This window comes from Geodermatophilus ruber (genome assembly GCF_900114385.1).
Taxonomy (GTDB): Bacteria; Actinomycetota; Actinomycetes; order Mycobacteriales; family Geodermatophilaceae; genus Geodermatophilus; species Geodermatophilus ruber.
Window position 1 is genome coordinate 42,083 of sequence record NZ_FOSW01000013.1, and the last position, 17,424, is coordinate 59,506.

Consider the following 17,424-nt stretch of genomic DNA (forward strand, 5'->3'; position numbering starts at 1 on the left):
GAGGCAGCGTAGGCCAGGCCGGCCCGGCCCCGGCGGGCGCCGCCGGTCACAGGGGGAGGGTGCCGGTCCAGACGACGTCCTCGGCGATGTCGCGCAGCTTGCGGTTGAGCCGGTTGCTGGCCTCGCGCAGCAGGTCGAAGGCGCCCTCGCTGCTGATCTTGCGCTGGTCCATGAGGATGCCGAGGGCGGTACCGATCCGCCGGTTGCTCTCCAGTGCCAGCCGGAGGTTCGCGGCCTTCTCGTCGGCCTCGGCCCGGCCCGCGCCGCGCAGCCGCGCCAGCTCGACGTGGGCGCGGACGCGGGCGAGCAGCTCGGCCGGTTCGAAGGGCTTGACCACGTAGTCGTCGGCGCCACCGGCCAGCCCGGAGGCGGTGGAGTGGCTGTCGGCGCGGGCGGTGAGCAGCACGACCGGGATCGTCGCCGTGCCCGGCGTCCCCCGGAGCAGCCGCAGCAGCTCGAGCCCGTCCCGGCCGGGCAGCATCAGGTCGGAGAGCACCAGGTCCGGCTCGCGGATCCGGGCCAGCGCCGTCTCCACGTCGGGGGCGCTCTCCACCCGCCATCCGTCGCCCTCCAGCAACCGGGTCACGTAGCGGCGCATGTCGGCGTCGTCCTCGACCAGCACGACCGTGCCCGCCCGCTCCGCGGCCGGGGTGGAGGCCGCCGGGCGGGCCACCCAGGGGGGAGCCTCCGCGGTGTGCGTGGCGACCAGCTCTGCCGGTGGCGTCACGCTGCGGACCTCCCGGCCGTCGGCGGTGCGGCGGGGGAGGGTGACGGTGAACGTGCTGCCCAGGCCGGGGGTGCTGGTGACGCCGGCGCTGCCGCCGTGGGCCCGCGCGCTGTCCCGCACGAGGGAGAGCCCGAGGCCGGCGCCCTCACGGCTGCCCCCGCCCGGTCCGGGCGCCTGGTGGAAGCGGTCGAACACCCGGGCGGCCTCCTCGGGGGAGATGCCCGTCCCGGTGTCGGAGACGGCCAGCTCCACCATGTCGTGGGTGCTCCGGAGGGTGACGGTGATCCTGCCGTGCTCGGTGAACTTCACGGCGTTGGAGAGCAGGTTGAGCACGATGCGGGCCCACATCTCGCGGTCGACGAGGACCGGCTCGGCGTCCACGGCCGGCTCCACGTCCACGACCAGCTCCAGCCCGGCCTGCTCGGTCACCGAGCGGAACATGCTGGCCACATCGGTGCTCAGCTCGCCGAGGGGGGTCGGCTCGAGAACAGCGTGCAGCCGGTCGGCCTCGGCCCGCGCGACGTCGAGCAGGCCGTCGACCAGCCGCGCCAGCCGGCGGGTGGCCCGTTGCGCCACGTGGAGCCCTTCGCGCCGCGCAGCAGGGAGGTCGATCCCGGGGTCGTGGAGGAGCTCGCCCAGCGGGCCGAGGACGAGGGTCAGCGGGGTGCGGAACTCGTGGCTGACGTTCTGGAGGAACCGGGTCTTGGCGGCGTCGAGGTCGGCGAGGGCCTCGGCGCGCCGGCGTTCGGCGACGTAGGCCATCGCGTCGGTGACGGCGATCGATGCCCGGGCGGTCACGAGGTCCAGGAAGATGCGGTAGTCGGCGTCGAGCTCGCGGTACGGCGACACGGCCAGCGCCAGGACACCGGCCGGCTCGGTGGAACCGCTCAGCGAGATCGGCAGCAGCACCGCCGAGCGGGGCGGCTCGTTCCCCAGCGGAACCGCTGCGTCGAAGGACCCGCCGACGACCGAGGTCAGGTCCTCCAGGACCGCGGCCCTACCCGATTCCACGACCTCCCGGAGGGCGGGGAGCCGGCCCGGCGGCGGCCCCTGGTCCGCCGGGCCGGTCGCCGGCCGGTACCCGTAGGAGGCGACGAGCTCCAGGCCGCCGCACTCGATGGCGTCGCCCCCACCGTCGTCGTGCCCGGTGCGGAGGTAGGCCGCTGCGAACGGGACGTCCCTGCGCTGGGCGGACAGGATCCCGAGGACGGCCCGGACCGCCGACGCGGGCCCGTCGTCCTTGGCGGTGGACAGCGCGCCGAGGTCCCGCAGGGTCTGCAGCCGGCGGTGCGCCAGCACGGTGGCCGTCACGTCCCCGGTGATCACCAGGGTGCCGCAGACCTGATCGGTCGCGGACAGGATGGGGGAGTAGGAGTACGTCCAGTACGTCTCCTCGACGTAACCGTGCCGGACCAGCGGGACCAGCTGCTCCTCCGACAGCGACGCGCCGCGCCCGGACCACACCTGCTCGATGAGCGGCCCGAACACCGACCACGCCTCGGGGAACGTCTCCTCGGCCGGCCGGGTCAGGGCCTCCGGGTGCTTGTCGCCCAGCAGCTCCACGACCGGGTCGTTGTACAGCTGCAGCGCCTCCGGCCCCCACATGATGATCACCGGCCGGCGGGAGGAGAACACCGTGCGGACGGCGGCCACCAGCTCCTCCGGCCACGCCGCCGGAGGTCCCAGCGGGTTCGTCGTCCAGTCCACGGACCGCAGGTGGCGGGACACCGGGCCGTCGCCGGGGAAGAGCTCCCCCACCCGCGGTGCGGGCCGGTCGCAGGGCACCCCGGTCACCGCGGCCGGCCCGGTCTCGCGCGGCTCGGGACTGCTGGTCGACATGTGGCGGCCCCGGTGGTGCGGCTCGTGAGCGGACCCCGACGCTAGTCCCGTCCGGCGCCCGCGGGGGATGGGTCGATCGCCCCATCCCGAGGCGGTCCGGGGGCCGCGGCGGTGAATCACTCGTGGGTCCGGACCGGCGGCGCTCCGGACCCGCACGGAGGAGGCCGGGCGTGCTAGGACGGTAGGGAACTCCCCGCCGAGGAGGTGGCCCCCGTGCCGACAACATCCCGCAGCGCGACGACAACACCCCGCAGCGCGACGTCGTCCAGCAGGAATCCGTCCCCGGAGCGGCCGGGGCTCGTCGCGGTCGATGACAGGCAGGATGCCGTGGCCGCCCGCGTCAACCGGCAGCAGGCGGCGGCGGCCGCCGAGGTGCGCCGGCAGCAGGCCGCGGCGGCCCCGCAACCGGACCTGGCCGCCCGGGCGCAGGAGACGGTGGACTCCGTCACCGGCGCCGTCCGGCGGGTCTCCCGCCCCGTCGGCCAGGTCCTGACCTTCCCCGTCACGCTGGGACGGGAGGTCGCCGCGGACATCGTGAGCACGGCCCGCCGGCCGGACGCGGTCGTCTACTGGGGCGGGCTGGCGGGCCTGGTGGCCCTCGGCGTCCTCGAGTGGCCGGCCGCGGCCGCCGTCGGCGTGGGGGTCGCCGTCGCCAGCGGGGCCCGCCGCGCGCGGGCCTGACCGGTGGCCGGGGCCCCGCACCTCACTCCGCGGCCGGCTGCCAGCCCAGCGCCGGCCCCAGCCGGGTGGCGATGTCGGTGAGGATCTGCACGTAGTCCTCGTGCGCGAAGCTGAACGGTAGTGCGAAGGCGACCTCGCGGACCTGCTGGAACCCGGCGTGCGCGTACAGCGCCTCCGCGATCTGCTCCGAGGTGCCCAGCAGGTCCGGGGCGAAGAGCAGCCCGCCGGGCCCCTGCGGGATCCCGATCCGGGGCGTGCGTGCCTCGACGTAGGCGGCGTACCTCGCGCGCTGCTCGGCCGTGGCGCTGTCGGTGGGGATGACCACGAGCCCCTGCGACACCCGGGCGGCGTCGCCGTCCGGGTGCGCGGCCCGGAACGTCTCGATGTGCGACCGCTGGATCGCGGCGAAGTCCGTCGAGTCCTCGGCCCTGACCACGTTGCTGGTCAGGAAGTTCATGCCGTGGTCGCCGGCCCACCGGGCCGAGCTCCGGCTGCCGCCGCCGTACCACATCCGGCCTGCCAGGCCCGGTGACTGCGGCTGCACGCGGTCCGACCACTCCTCGACGACCCCTTCGCGGCCGCTGAACGTGGCGGCGCGCCCGCCGCGGACGAACCGCAGCAGCCGGGCCACGCGCTCGTAGCCGAAGTCCTCGACGTCGGCGGTGTCGGGGTACAGGGCGTCCTTCACGTCCGCCCAGTGCATCGGTGGCCCGACGCTGATACCCGGGTTGAGCCGCCCGCCGGAGAGGACGTCGACCGTGGCGAGGTCCTCGGCGAGCCGCAGCGGGTTCTCCCAGCCGAGCGGGATGACGGCGGTGCCCAGCCCGATGCGCCGGGTGCGCTGGGTCGCGGCCGCCAGGACGGCGACCGGCGAGGAGATGCCGTACTGCAGGTGGCGGTGGCGCACCCAGGCGCTGTCGAAGCCGAGCCGCTCGCCCAGCTCGATGACCGCCAGCGTGCTCTCGTGCCCGGGCCCGGGGTCGGCCCCGTCGAACAGGCCGATGGTGAGGAAACCGAGCTTCTGCAGCGGCACCGAGGGTGACGGCATGCGCGCCTCCTTGATCCAGTGCCCGGATCATGCCCGACCGGTCTTCACCCGCTGAGCTGCGGCTCCACCGTCCGGCTCGGGTCCCGCAGGGACGTTCAGCCCTACGGCGGCCACGGGGAAGACGGTTGAGTGGCTCCCGGCGGCCACTGGCCGACGCGAACGGGACACCGACGGCGGCCAAGGAGGCTCCGGTGCCTGACGAGCTCGCACCCGCCCTCGTCCCGTCCGGAGCCGCGGGGTGAGCGCGCGAACGCACCGCCTCGTCCGGTGGGCGGCCGCAACCGTCGTCACCGCGGGGCTCACCGCGGCACTCGTCGCGCTCCCGGAGTCCGACGACGCGGCGCCCGCGGGCGAGGCGACCCCGCCCGCGGGCGCCACGTCGTCGACCCGCCCGGATCCGACCCCGGGGAGGGCTCCCGCCGGCACCGCGTCGACCCCGCCGGGCGCGGTGCCCCCCTCGTCGTCGCCGGCGGTGGCCGGGTCGGCCGGCGCGAACCGGCCGCCGTACGCCACCCGGGCGGCCTCGGCGCTGGCCGCGAACGGCGTGCCCGCGACCGCGCTCGACGCCTACACCCGCGCGGCGGCCACCGCTCCGGCCTCGTGCTCCATCGGCTGGCCCCTGATCGCCGCCATCGGGCGGGTGGAGTCGAACCACGGCCGCTTCGGCGGCGCGGTGCTGGGCACCGACGGGCGATCCACGCCGCCGATCATCGGTCCGGCGCTGGACGGTCGCGGCACCGCGCTGATCTGGGACGCCGACGAGGGGCGGCTCGACGGGGACGCGCGGCTGGACCGGGCCGTGGGGCCGATGCAGTTCATCCCGACGAGCTGGTTCCGCTACGGCAGCGACGGCAACGGCGACGGCCGCCGCGACCCGTTCAACATCTACGACGCGGCCGTGGCGACGGCGCGCTACCTCTGCGCCGCCGGCGGGGAGCTGTCCTCCCTGCGGAACCAGGCGCGCGCGGTGTTCGCCTACAACCACTCCCAGAGCTACGTGGCGACGGTGCTGACCCTCGCCGCCACCTATGCCGGCACGTCCCCGCCGCGCATCCCGTCCCGGGTGCCGACGCCGCCGCCCACGATCCCGCCGGCCGCCCCGGCGCCACCGCCCGCGGTGGATGAGCTCCCGCCGCCCGCGGCCCCGCCGCCCCCGCCCGCGACCCCGCCGCCCCCGCCCGCGCAGCCCGCGCCCCCGCCCGCGCAGCCCCCGCCCGCGCAGCCCGCGCCCCCGCCGGTCGCGGCGGGGCCGACCGCACCCGGCAGCCCGAGCGACATCCCGGCCCCCTCCGAGATCCCAGCCCCGTCCGAGACGCCCACGAGCACGCCCCCGGAGACGCCCCCGGAGACGCCGACGGCCACGCCGTCCGAGACGCCCCCGGCCACGCCGTCCGAGACGCCGACGCCGACCCCGACGGCCACGCCGTCCGAGACGCCCCCGGCCACGCCGTCCGAGACGCCCCCGGCCACGCCCCCGGAGACGCCCCCGGCCACGCCGTCCGAGACGCCCACGGCCACGCCCCCCGAGACGCCGACCCCGACGGCCACGCCGTCCGAGACGCCGACCCCGACGGCCACGCCGCCCGACACCCCGAGCCCCCCGCCACCTCCGCCACCCCCGCCCCCGCCGCCCCCGCCCCCGCCACCTCCGCCCCCGGCGTGCGCTGGTCCGCCGGCCCCGGCCGGGCCGAGCACCGTGGACCTCGTCAACGGCACGGGGAACCCGGCCACGGCGACCCAGGCCGCCACCCGCCTCGCGAGCGGCGGGATCGTCGTCGGCACCGCCACCGACGACCCCGCCTCCGCGACCTCGGCGATCGAGTACCCGGCCGACCAGCGCGCGCAGGCCGAGCGGCTGGCCGCCGCCCTCGGCACGATGGGGCTGCTGCGCGCGGACGCGGTGCCGCGCGTCACCGTCGTCCTCGGGGCCGATGACGCGGCCGTGCTGCTGGGCGCGCTGCAGAGCTTCTCCGGCCTGCCCGCGCCCGTGGAGGGCTGCCCGGCCGGCGCGGAGCCGACCGGGTAGCGGGCGTGGGAGGTGCGCGATGGACCGCGCGATGGACACAGCCCCGCAGCTGCGGACGGGCAGCCGGCCCGCCGTCGTCGCCCTGCGCGACCTCGACACGGCCGCCCTGCCGCAGGCCGGGGGCAAGGCCGCCTCCCTCGGTGAGCTGATCGTGGCCGGCTTCCCGGTGCCCGAGGGCTTCTGCGTGACGACGGAGGCCTACGGCGAGCTGGCGACCGCGGCGGACCTGACCGGGATCCTCGACCGGCTGGCCGGCACCGCCGCCGACGACCAGGCGGGAGCCGTGGAGCTGGCCGGCCGGGCGCGGGAGCGGATCCTGTCCACCGCCGTGCCGCCGGACATCGCCCGCACGATCACGGCCGCCTACCGCGAGCTCGGCGAGCGCGCGCCGGTGGCGGTCCGGTCCTCGGCCACCGCGGAGGACCTGCCCTTCGCCAGCTTCGCCGGCCAGCAGGACACCTACCTCGGCGTCGTCGGCGTCGACGCCGTCCTCGACGCGGTCCACCGGTGCTGGGCCTCCCTGTGGACCGACCGGGCGGTCCTCTACCGGGTGCGCCACGGCATCCCGCCCACCGAGGTCCGGATCGCGGTCGTGGTGCAGCGGATGGTCGACGCCGCGGTGGCAGGGGTGCTGTTCACCGCCGACCCGGTCACCGGGGCCCGGGGGGTGAGCGTCGTCGACGCGAGCCCCGGGCTGGGCGAGGCCGTGGTGAGCGGCGCCGTCAACCCCGACCACTTCGAGGTCGACACCGCCACCGGGACGGTGCTCGTGCGGCGGCTGGGGGACAAGCGCCTGTCGGTCCGGGCGCGCCCCGGCGGCGGCACCGAGACGGTGGTCCGGCCGGCCTCGGGCACCGCCTGTCTCAGCGACGCGCAGCTGCGGGCGCTGGTCGGGCTCGGTACCCGCGTCCAGGAGCGCTTCGGGCGGCCGCAGGACATCGAGTGGGCGATCGACGCGGACGGCGTCCTGTGGCTGACCCAGGCGCGGCCGATCACCACGCTGTTCCCGGTCCCGTCCGGCGGCGCCCAGGACGGCGGGCTGCAGGTGTGGTTCTGCCTCAGCCTGGCGCAAGGGCTGACCCGGCCGCTGACGCCCATGGGGATCTCCGCGTTCCGCGTCGTCGGCTCGTCGGTGGCCCGGCTGTACGGCCATCCACCGGCCGACGCCGTCGCGGGGCCGCCGCGGGTCGGCGAGGCCGCCGGGCGGTTGTTCCTCGACGTCACGCTCATCCTGCGCAGCGCACCCGGCCGGATGGTGTTCCCGCGCGTCCTCGACGTCATGGAGGCCCGCTCGGCCGTGGTGCTCCGCGGCCTGCTCGACGATCCGCGGCTCTCGGTGACGCACCCCTCCTGGGCGCCGGTCGTGCGGCGGCTGGTGCTGCTGGCGGTGCGCTTCGGCGTCCCGCTGCAGGTTGCCCAGGCCGTGGCCAGCCCCGCCGCCGCCCGGCGGCGGATGGCCCGCCTCGGCAGGAGGGCGCCGGTGCAGTGGCCGGCGGGCCCGGTGCCCGCGGCGCAGCGGCTGGACGCCGTCGTCCGCCTCCTCGGGAACGCCCTCGCGCCGATGGCGCCGCGGGTGGCACCGGCAGCGGCGACCGGCTTCGCGCTGCTCGGCCTGGCCGGCCGGCTGCTCGGGGCCGACGCCCGGCCCGGCGACCTCGCCACGGTCCTGCGCGGCCTGCCGCACAACGTGACCACCGAGATGGACCTCGAGCTGTGGCGGGTGGCGACCGCGGTGCGCGCCGACCCGGCGGCCGCCGAGGCGCTGCGCCGCGAGCCGGCCGCGGAGCTGGCCGGGCGCTACCGGGCCGGCACGCTGCCCGGGGTGCTGCAGCGGGAGCTGGGCGGGTTCCTGGACCGCTACGGGTTCCGCACCGTGGCCGAGATCGACGTCGGGGTGCCCCGCTGGGCGGAGGACCCGACCCACGTCCTCGGTGTGCTCGCCAACTACCTGCAGCTGGACGACCCCCGCCGCGCGCCGGACGCGGTGTTCGCCCGCGGCGCCGCGGAGGCCGGGGCGATGGTCGCGACGCTCACCGCCCGCGCCCGGCGGCGGGGCCGGCTGCGCGCCCGCGCCGTCGCCCTGGCCCTCGACCGGGCCCGGCAGCTCGCCGGCCTGCGTGAGCTGCCGAAGTACCTCGTCATCGGCACCTTCGCCCGGGTACGGGCGCAGCTGCAGGCGATCGGCGCGGAGCTCTCCGCGGCCGGCGTGCTCGCGAGGGCCGACGACGTGTTCTTCCTGGACCTGCCCGAGGTCGCGGCCGCGCTCGCCGGCCGGGACCTGCGCGATGTGGTCGCCGCCCGGCGCGGCGCGTACGACCGCGAGACCGGCCGCCGGCACGTGCCGCGCGTGCTGCTCGGCGACGGGACCGAGCCGGAGGCGCGGTCGGCCGGGCCGGCTGCGGCGGGCGACGCCCTCGTGGGCACCCCGGCCTCGGCCGGGACGGTCACCGGCCCGGCGCGGGTCGTGCTGGAGCCGACCGGCGCGCACCTGGTGCCGGGGGAGATCCTCGTCGCGCCGTCGACCGACCCCGGCTGGACACCGCTGTTCCTCACCGCAGGCGGGTTGGTCATGGAGATGGGCGGGGCCAACTCGCACGGGGCCGTGGTCGCCCGGGAGTACGGCATCCCGGCCGTCGTCGGCGTGCCCGGGGCCACCGGCCGGATCAGCAGCGGACAGGAGGTCACCGTCGACGGGACGCACGGCCGGGTAGCGGTGACCCCGCCGCGGGGCTAGGCGCGCGGCCGCGGTACGGCCCCTACGCTCGGGGCATGCCTCACTTCGATGTGGTCGTCCTGGGTGCCGGTCCCGGCGGATACGTGGCGGCGATCCGTGCCGCGCAGCTCGGCAAGAGCGTGGCCGTCGTCGAGGAGAAGTACTGGGGCGGGGTGTGCCTCAACGTCGGCTGCATCCCGTCCAAGGCGCTGCTGCGCAACGCCGAGCTCGCCCACATCTTCACCGCGGAGGCCGCGACCTTCGGCATCAGCGGTGAGGTCTCCTTCGACTTCGGCGCCGCCTTCGACCGCAGCCGCACCGTGGCCGACGGCCGGGTCAAGGGCGTGCACTTCCTGATGAAGAAGAACAAGATCACCGAGTTCGACGGCCGGGGCGCCTTCACCGACCCGCACACCCTGCAGGTGGCCCTGTCGCAGGGCGGCTCGGAGACCGTCACCTTCGACCACGTGATCATCGCGACCGGCGCCACCACCAAGCTGTTGCCGGGCACCCAGCTCTCCGAGCGGGTGGTGACCTACGAGGAGCAGATCCTCACCCGCGAGCTGCCCAAGAGCGTGATCGTCGCGGGCGCGGGCGCGATCGGCGTCGAGTTCGCCTACGTGCTCGCCAACTACGGGGTCAAGGTCACCATCGTCGAGTTCCTCGACCGGATGCTGCCCCTCGAGGACGAGGAGGTCTCCAAGGAGCTGGCCAAGCGGTACCGCAAGCTCGGCGTCGAGGTGCTCACCTCCACCAGGGTCGAGAAGATCGACGACTCCGGGGAGTCGGTCACCGTCACCGTCACCGACGCCAAGGGCACCCGCGACCTGCAGGCGGACAAGGTGCTCCAGGCGATCGGCTTCCAGCCGCGGGTCGAGGGCTACGGCCTGGAGAAGCTCGGCGTCCAGCTGACCGAGCGCGGGGCCATCGCCATCGACGACCGCATGCGCACCAACGTCCCGCACGTGTACGCGATCGGCGACGTCACCGCGAAGCTGATGCTGGCGCACGTGGCCGAGGCCCAGGGCGTCGTCGCCGCCGAGACCATCGCCGGCGCGGAGACCCAGGAGCTGGACTACGTGATGATGCCGCGGGCGACGTTCTGCCAGCCCCAGGTGGCCAGCTTCGGCTGGACCGAGGCCCAGGCCCGGGAGCTGGCCGACCAGAACGGCTGGAAGGTCACCGTCGCCAAGTTCCCCTTCACCGCGAACGGCAAGGCCCAGGGGCTGGGCGAGCCGGGCGGGTTCGTCAAGCTGGTCGCCGACCAGACCTACGGCGAGCTGCTGGGCGGGCACCTCATCGGTCCCGAGGTGACCGAGCTGCTGCCGGAGCTGACGCTCGCGCAGAAGTGGGACCTCACGGCCACGGAGCTCGCCCGCAACGTGCACGCCCACCCGACGCTCAGCGAGGCCCTGCAGGAGGCCTTCCACGGCCTCACCGGCCACATGATCAACCTCTGACGGCCGGGGACGGCGCCCCCCGCCGGGCCGGTCCTGGGCCGGACCGAGGCGGCAACGGGCGTCAGGCGGGCCGCTGCTGCCCGTCCAGCCGCACCGGCAACCGGGTCAGCCCGCGGATGAGGATGCTCGACCGCCAGGTCAGCGCGGCGGGGTCGACGGCGAGCGCCATGGCGGGGAAGCGGGCGAGCAGGGTGCGGAAGGCGACGTCGCCCTCCAGCCGGGCCAGCGGCGCGCCCAGGCAGTGGTGCAGCCCGAAGCCGAAGCCCAGGTGGCCGGCGGCCTCACGCTGCAGGTCCAGCTCGTCGGGGTCCGGGAAGCGCGCGGGGTCCCGGTTGGCCGAGGACAGGGCGACGAGCACGATCTCGCCGGCCGGCACGGTCACGCCGCCGATCTCGACCGGCTCGGTGGTGTGCCGGAAGGTGGCCAGGTCGACCGGCCCGTCGAAGCGGAGGAACTCCTCGACCGCGCGCGGCGTGAGGTCGGGGTCGGCGCGCAGCCCGGCCAGGCGGTCGGGCCGGCGCAGCAGGGCCAGCATGCCGTTGCCGATGAGGTTGACCGTCGTCTCGTGGCCCGCCACCAGCAGCAGGAACGCCATCGCCACGGTCTCGTCGGGGGAGAGCCGGTCGGCGTGCTCGGAGGCCGCCACGATGGCCGACAGCATGTCCTCGCCCGGCCGGGCCCGCTTGTCGGCGACGAGGTCGACCAGGTACTGCGCCATGGCCGCCATGGCGGCGGTGCGCTCGAGGGTGTCGTCATCGGTGGCCAGCAGGGACCGGGTCCAGCCGCGGAACGCCGTGCGGTCGACGTCCGGGACGCCGAGCAGCTCGCAGATCACGGTCATCGGCAGTGGGAACGCGAAGGTGTCGAGCAGGTCGACCTCGGCGGGGCCGGCGGCCATCCGGTCGGCGAGCTCGGTGGCGATCTGCTCGATCCGCGGGCGCAGGCCGGCGATCGCCCGCACCGTGAACGCCCGGCCGACCAGCTTGCGCAGGCGGGTGTGGTCCGGCGGGTCGGAGTTGAGCATGTGCCGGAGCAGCTCCGCGGCCAGCGAGACCCGTCGCTGCGAGGTCACCGTGTGCCGGTCGAGCACCGCCGCCAGCCGGTCGCCGTCCTTGGACAGGCGCGGGTCGGCGAGCGCCGCCCGGGCGTCGTCGTAGCGGGTCACCAGCCACACGGACAGGCCCACCGGGGTCAGCGCCCGCGTGACCGGGCTGGTCGTGCGCAGGGTGGCGTACACCGCGTGCGGATCGGCGAAGAACGCCTCGTCCAGCGCCACCACCGTCGCATCGGTGCGCGTCATGTGGAACCAACGGCGTCGGGCCGCCCAGGGTTCCGAGCCGGCCGTCCCCGTGCAGGCGGGTGCCCGCGCAGCCCGTTCCCCACGAGGGCCGCGGGCGTTGACCCCCTTCCCGGCCGAGGACTACCGTGCGCCCACCCCAGGGGTGGGAGGTCCGTCGTGACCGGTGCAGACGTGGAGCACGTGGGCGGTCTCGAACTGGAATCGGAATTCGAGCACCAGCCCGTCCCTGCCTCGCACCGCAAGTCCACCCCCGCCGTCGCCGCCGTGTGGTTCGGCTTCCCGATGATCCTCACCTGCGCGGTCTTCGGCGGCGTCATCACCGCGTTGCTCGGCTTCCGGCAGGGGCTCCTGGCGATCGTCCTCGGCAACGTGGTGCTCATGCTCTACGTGGGCGCGCTCAGCTACCTGTCGGGCGAATCGGGGCTCAACTTCGCCCTCGTGGCCGGCCGGGTCTTCGGCCGGTACGGCTACACGCTCGCCTCCGGCTTCCTGGCCACGATCGTGGTCGGCTGGTTCGCGTTCCAGACCGGGCTCACCGGGCTGACGGTCAACCAGTCCTTCGGCTGGAACGAGAAGCTGGTCACCCTGCTCGCCGGGATCCTGTTCATCGCGATCACCTTCATCGGGATCCGCGCGCTCTCGGTGCTGGGCATGGTGGCCGCGCCCCTGTTCCTCGTCGTCGCCGCCGTCGCGCTCTGGCTGATCTCGCGCACCGGGGGTCTCGGCGACGTCTGGAACTACCCGGGGGTGAGCGGCGGGGCCGCGGCCACGTCGATCGGCGCCGCCGTCACGCTGGTGGTGGCGACCTTCGCCGACTCGGGGACGATGACCGGGGACTTCACGCGCTGGTCCAGGAACGGGCGGGCCGCGGTGCTGGCGTCCTCGTCCGCGTTCCCGGTGGCCAACCTCGTGGCGTTCCTGGTGGGTGCGGTGATCGTCGCGTCCGGCGCGATCAGCGATCCCCAGGTCAACGGCGGCAACTTCCTGCCCGTGTTCGCGACCGGGCACGGCTGGCTGCTCTCCGCCCTCGCCCTGGTCTTCATCGTGGTCAACCTGGGCTCGGTGTGCACCCACTGCCTCTACAACGGGGCGGTCGGCTGGAGCCACATCCTCGGCAGCCGGATGCGGCTCCTGACGGTGGTCCTCGGGATCGTCGGCACCGTCGCCGCGCTGGCCGGCGTGTGGAGCCTCTTCCTGGACTGGCTCAACATCCTCGGGGTCTTCGTGCCGCCCATCGGGGCGGTCATCCTCACCGACTACGCGCTGCGGCGGCCTGCGGTACCGGAGGAGCCGTCCGGCGTCCGGTGGACGGCCTTCGCCGGCTGGGCGGTCGGCGCGCTGGCGGCCGGGATCGTGCACTTCCAGGCGCCGCAGTACGTCGAGGTGTTGGTGGGGATGCTCGCTGCCGCGCTCACCTACGCGGTCCTCGTCCTGGCCACCGGGCGCTCGGGGCACCGCGCTCGGCCCGGGGCGCGGGTGCCGGAACCGGGATCGAGCCGGGCATGAGCGGCGGGCGGGTGCCCGTGCGGACGTGGCTGCACTGAGAGGGGCGGTTCGGTGACCCAACAGCAGGTGACCGGCAACGACATCTGCCGCATGGACGCGGTGACCCTGGCCGGGGAGATCCGCGCGAAGCGGTTGTCCCCCACCGAGGTCGTCGCGGCGGTCCTGGACCGGATGGACCGCCTGGAGCCGGTCCTGCACGCCTTCTGCACGCCCACCCCCGAGCAGGCGCGGGCCGATGCCGAGCGCCTCGAGCAGGCGCTGGCGGACGGCGAGGAGGTCGGCGCGCTGGCCGGCGTCCCGGTCGGCATCAAGGACCTGGTGTGCACCAAGGGGGTGCGCACCGTCTCCGGCTCGAGGATCTACGCCGATTTCGTCCCGGACGAGGACGACGTCGTGGTCGAGCGGCTGAAGGCGGCGGGCGCGATCGTGGTCGGCAAGACCAACGTGCCCGAGTTCGGGTACAGCGGCGTCGGCCACAACCCGGTCTTCCCCGCCACCCGCAACCCGTGGGACACCTCGCGCACGTCCGGGGGGTCGAGCGCGGGGTCGGGCGCGGCGGTGGCCAGCGGGATGGGGCCCGTCGCGATCGGCAGCGACGGCGGCGGATCGATCCGGATCCCCAGCAGCTTCTGCGGCCTGTTCGGGATGAAGGCCTCGATGGGGCGGGTGCCGCTCTACCCCGGAACCAAGGACGAGCGCTACCCGGGCGTGTCGAGCTGGGAGTCGCTGGAGCACATCGGGCCGATGAGCCGGACCGTGGCCGACGGCGCGCTCATGCTCTCGGTCATCGCCGGCCCCGACGATCGCGACCGCTTCTCCCTGCCCGGGCCGGAGTTCGACTGGATGGAGTCGCTGCGCGGCGACCTCCGGGGCCGGCGGGTGGCCTACAGCCCCGACTGGGGGTACGCGGCCGTCGACCCGGCGGTCCGCCGGATCGTCGGCGATGCCGTCCGCGTCTTCGAACGGGACCTCGGCTGCGTCGTCGAGGAGGTGACCCCGGGCTGGCCGCATCCCTACGAGGCCTTCTGGGCGATCGTGGCCAACGAGACCGACCTGCGTGGCCTGCGCCGGGAGGTCGACCGGATCGGCGAGGAGAACGTGACGCCGCACCTGGTGGAGTTCCTCCGGCGGGAGTGGGCCGCGGAGGACTTCACCGACGCGTTGATGGTGCGCAAGGCGGTCACCAACCGGATGTGGCGCCTGATGCGCGACCACGACCTCCTGCTCACCCCGACCCTCGCGGTGCCGCCGTTCGAGATCGGCATCCAGGGCCCGACCGAGATCGACGGCCGGGAGGTCGAGCCCTTCGAGTGGCTGCACTTCACCTACCCGCTGAACTTCACCGGGCAGCCGGCGGCGACCGTGCCGGCCGGCTGGACCGACGAGGGGCTGCCGGTCGGCCTGCAGATCATCGGCCGCCACCTCGACGACCCGGCGGTGCTCCGCGCGGCCGCCGCGTTCGAGGAGGCGGCGCCGTGGCGGGACAGGTGGCCGGCGCTGCTGGCGGACCGGGGCCTCTGAGGGCCGCACCCGGCTCAGGCCGGGACGCCGTAGAGCCGGCGGGCGTTGCCGTGCAGGACCCGCTCGCCGGCCACTCGCGCGTCGGCGGCGCCGAGGTCGCCGTCGGCCACCAGGTCGGCCAGGACGCCGCCGATCACCCGCCGCCCGGTGCGGGCGCCCAGCCAGTGCAGCTCCGGCACCCGAGCCCCGTCGGAGCTGTAGAGCAGCTTGGTGGTCGGCGCGACCGCGAGGGCGGCGCAGGTCATGGCCCGCAGCTCCGCGGTCGACAGGAACGGGATTGCGTAGGAGAGGTCGAGGTGGGCGTTGCCGTACACCGACGCCAGGTAGGCGCCCTCCCGGACGTAGGGCCAGCACCCGTGCAGCAGCACGACCGGCGCGGTCCGGTAGGCCGGCTCCTCCAGGACCGGGCGCAGATGCAGCGGGTTGGCGGTGCGGAGGTCGGCGTCGGGGTCCCCGTAGCCGACGTGGAACTGCATCGGTAGCTCCTGCGCCGCGGCCGCCGCGAGGGCCAGGTGCAGCAGCGTGTCGAGCAGGGGCTTGTGCCCCAGCCGGACGGCGCCGTGCCCGGTCACTGCGGACCGGGCCGCGGCGAAGGCCGCGCGCGCCTCCGCCTCCGGCCACCGCTCGATCGCCAGCCCGGTGCGGTAGCCGACGATGCTCTTCAGCCCCGCGGCGCCGCGCGCCCGCAGGTCCGCCAGCCCGGCCGAGGCGGCGGCGACGAGGTCGTCGTAGCGGGCGTGCTCGGCCACGAGCCGCTCGAAGAAGGGCTCCAGCCGCAGCAGGGTGCGCACGTGCGCGCCACCGGCGGTGCCGAACACCGACCCCGGCAGTGCCGTCGCCGGGTTCGGGTAGCCGGGATCGACGACGACGCCGGCGAGGGCCGCGTCGGCGAACAGGTCCGCGACGTACCGGTCGGCTGGCAGCCGGGCGCGGGCCGCCAGCACGGCCTCCTCGCTGGCCTCCACCCCGTGGAAGGCCGCCAGGGCCCGGACCAACCGGCGGGAGAAGACGGTGTGCGCCGCGTCCTCGGCGCGCATGCGGGGGTCGGGGGACTCGGTGAAGCAGCCGCGCCAGGTCGCCGGATCGGCCGGCGGCCGGGCGTCGACCGGGTGGCAGTGCTCGTCGACGACGGGGACGTCCGCGAGGTCGACCATCTAGAACCGGTAGAAGTGCGCGCGGAGCTCGAACTCCTCGTCGTGCGCCGAGAACTCCTCGTCCTCGCTGCGCCGGACGGCGAGGTAGCAGCGGGCCAGCAGCTCGTCCATGCTGCCGAGCAGCACCTCGTCCTTCTCCAGCTCGTCGAGGGCGGCGCGCATCGTCGTCGGCAGGGGGCGCACCTTGCCGCGCGCGAGCTCGGCGGGGGGCAGGCGGGCGGGGTCGTGCGCGCTGGGCTCCCCGGGCTGCAGGCCGCGCGCGATGCCGTCGAGACCGCAGGTGATCAGCGCGCCGAGGGACAGGTAGGGGTTGGCGCTGCCGTCGGAGGTCTTGACCTCCAGGTTGAGGCTCTCCTCCTCCCGCCCGGTGAACGGGGAGCAGACCCGCACCGCGGCCTCCCGGTTGTCGAACCCCCAGGCGGTGGTGGCGGCGGCCCAGGCGCCGGGGCGCAGCCGCCGGAAGGAGTTGTAGCTCGGGGTGGTGAGCGCGGTCAGCGCCGGCAGGTGCTCGGTGACGCCGGCGACGAACCGCCGGCCGACCTCGGACAGCCCGCCCGGCGCGGTCGGGTCGTGGAGCAGGTTGCGCCCGCCCTCGGCGTCCCACAGCGAGAGGTGCACGTGGGCGCCGCTGCCGATCTCGTCGGGATACGGCTTGGCGGCGAAGGACGCCAGCAGGCCGTGCCGCAGGGCCGTCCCGCGGACGGCGTCGCGGAACTTCACCTGGTGGTCGGCGGCGCGCAGGGCGTCGGTGTAGCCGACCGAGATCTCCTGCTGACCCGGTCCGTACTCGTTGATCGCCTGCTCGACCGTCATCCCCTGGGCCTCGAGGGCGGCCATCGTCTCCACGGTCAGCCCGGCGGTGAGGTCGTGGCCGATCGCGCTGTACACGGGCGCGTGGCCGGGGGCGTCGACGGGGACGAAGCGGCCGTCCTCCTCGCGCGCCAGGTAGTACTCGTTCTCGAAGGCGGCCCGGACGGTGACGCCGTGCTCGGCCGCCCGGGCGATCGCCTGCTTCAGGTAGGTGCGGGGGCAGGCTCCCCAGGGGCGCCCGTCGTGGTTCACCTGGTCGCACAGCAGGCCGGCGCCGGCGGGCACCCAGGGGAGGACGGAGAACGTTCCGGGGTCCGGCAGCAGCCGGATCTCGCCGACGGGTTCCATGCCCTCGATCGGCACCACGTGCTCGAGCATGGTGATGGCCATCTGCGCGCGGGTGAGGTTCACGCCCTCCCGCAGCTTCTGCTGCAGGCGGTCGACGTGGACCGCCTTGCAGTGCGCGATCCCGCTGACGTCGCAGTACTCGAACCGGACGAGCGCCACGCCGCGCCGCCGGGCCTCGGCGACGACCTCGGCCGCGCTCACCGCCGGCTCCCGCGGCACGGGGCGGGCGGCGGCCGGCCACCCGGGGCGTGGGCCTCCATGGGGTCATGATGGCCGCCCCGGGCGCCCGGC

The 17,424-nt window shown here is 75.5% G+C and carries 11 protein-coding genes; 6 read left to right on the forward strand and 5 right to left on the reverse strand.

All coding sequences use genetic code 11. The features are described from left to right. Window positions 1-46: 46 nt before the first annotated feature. Window positions 47-2,566, reverse strand: coding sequence for an ATP-binding protein (locus tag BMZ50_RS18390; RefSeq protein WP_091327821.1), 2,520 nt, complete (start codon window positions 2,564-2,566; stop codon window positions 47-49). Window positions 2,567-2,893: 327 nt separating this feature from the next. Here BMZ50_RS18390 and BMZ50_RS18395 point away from each other — a divergent pair, with 327 nt between their 5' ends. Continuing rightward, entirely contained in the window at window positions 2,894-3,247 is a 354-nt protein-coding gene (locus BMZ50_RS18395; protein ID WP_091327824.1) for a hypothetical protein, read from the forward strand. A 22-nt stretch (window positions 3,248-3,269) separates the two neighbouring features. On the opposite strand, the gene BMZ50_RS18400 is transcribed toward BMZ50_RS18395, so the two are convergent. After that, entirely contained in the window at window positions 3,270-4,295 is a 1,026-nt protein-coding gene (locus BMZ50_RS18400; protein ID WP_091327826.1) for an LLM class flavin-dependent oxidoreductase, read from the reverse strand. A gap of 238 nt (window positions 4,296-4,533) precedes the next feature. Between BMZ50_RS18400 and BMZ50_RS25085 the strand changes: the two genes are divergently transcribed. From BMZ50_RS25085 to lpdA, 3 genes are read left to right on the forward strand one after another with little or no spacing between them, the layout of a single operon-like run. Then, a complete protein-coding gene (locus BMZ50_RS25085; RefSeq protein WP_091327828.1) occupies window positions 4,534-6,321 on the forward strand; it encodes a lytic murein transglycosylase in 1,788 nt (595 codons plus the stop codon). A gap of 31 nt (window positions 6,322-6,352) precedes the next feature. Then, window positions 6,353-9,055 (forward strand): PEP/pyruvate-binding domain-containing protein, encoded by a 2,703-nt coding sequence (locus BMZ50_RS18410; RefSeq protein WP_091328082.1) that lies wholly within the window; start codon window positions 6,353-6,355, stop codon window positions 9,053-9,055. 35 nt (window positions 9,056-9,090) lie between these two features. Next, window positions 9,091-10,494 carry a dihydrolipoyl dehydrogenase gene (gene lpdA / locus BMZ50_RS18415; protein ID WP_091327832.1) on the forward strand — a complete coding sequence of 468 codons (1,404 nt, stop codon included), beginning with the start codon at window positions 9,091-9,093 and terminating at the stop codon, window positions 10,492-10,494. Window positions 10,495-10,555: 61 nt separating this feature from the next. Here lpdA and BMZ50_RS18420 read toward each other — a convergent pair whose 3' ends face one another. After that, window positions 10,556-11,794 carry a cytochrome P450 family protein gene (locus BMZ50_RS18420; protein WP_091327834.1) on the reverse strand — a complete coding sequence of 413 codons (1,239 nt, stop codon included), beginning with the start codon at window positions 11,792-11,794 and terminating at the stop codon, window positions 10,556-10,558. A gap of 156 nt (window positions 11,795-11,950) precedes the next feature. On the opposite strand from BMZ50_RS18420, the gene BMZ50_RS18425 reads away from it, so the two are divergent. Both BMZ50_RS18425 and BMZ50_RS18430 read left to right on the forward strand, forming a co-directional pair. Next, complete coding sequence (locus BMZ50_RS18425) at window positions 11,951-13,300, forward strand: cytosine permease (RefSeq protein ID WP_218146333.1); 1,350 nt, start codon at window positions 11,951-11,953, stop codon at window positions 13,298-13,300. 51 nt (window positions 13,301-13,351) lie between these two features. Next, entirely contained in the window at window positions 13,352-14,821 is a 1,470-nt protein-coding gene (locus BMZ50_RS18430) for an amidase (RefSeq protein ID WP_218146334.1), read from the forward strand. A 14-nt stretch (window positions 14,822-14,835) separates the two neighbouring features. On the opposite strand, the gene BMZ50_RS18435 is transcribed toward BMZ50_RS18430, so the two are convergent. Next, window positions 14,836-15,975, reverse strand: a complete 1,140-nt coding sequence (locus BMZ50_RS18435) for an amidohydrolase family protein (RefSeq protein WP_091327836.1) — start codon at window positions 15,973-15,975, stop codon at window positions 14,836-14,838. Continuing rightward, a complete protein-coding gene (locus BMZ50_RS18440) occupies window positions 15,976-17,334 on the reverse strand; it encodes a glutamine synthetase family protein (protein ID WP_091328087.1) in 1,359 nt (452 codons plus the stop codon). Window positions 17,335-17,424 lie beyond the last annotated feature (90 nt).

Coding starts and splice junctions, on each gene's coding strand:
- BMZ50_RS18390 (WP_091327821.1), bottom strand. CDS start 2,566: ATGTCGACCAGCAGTCCCGAGCCGCGCGAGACCGGGCCGGCCGCGGTG.
- BMZ50_RS18400 (WP_091327826.1), bottom strand. CDS start 4,295: ATGCCGTCACCCTCGGTGCCGCTGCAGAAGCTCGGTTTCCTCACCATC.
- BMZ50_RS18410 (WP_091328082.1), top strand. CDS start 6,353: ATGGACACAGCCCCGCAGCTGCGGACGGGCAGCCGGCCCGCCGTCGTC.
- lpdA (WP_091327832.1), top strand. CDS start 9,091: ATGCCTCACTTCGATGTGGTCGTCCTGGGTGCCGGTCCCGGCGGATAC.
- BMZ50_RS18420 (WP_091327834.1), bottom strand. CDS start 11,794: ATGACGCGCACCGATGCGACGGTGGTGGCGCTGGACGAGGCGTTCTTC.
- BMZ50_RS18435 (WP_091327836.1), bottom strand. CDS start 15,975: ATGGTCGACCTCGCGGACGTCCCCGTCGTCGACGAGCACTGCCACCCG.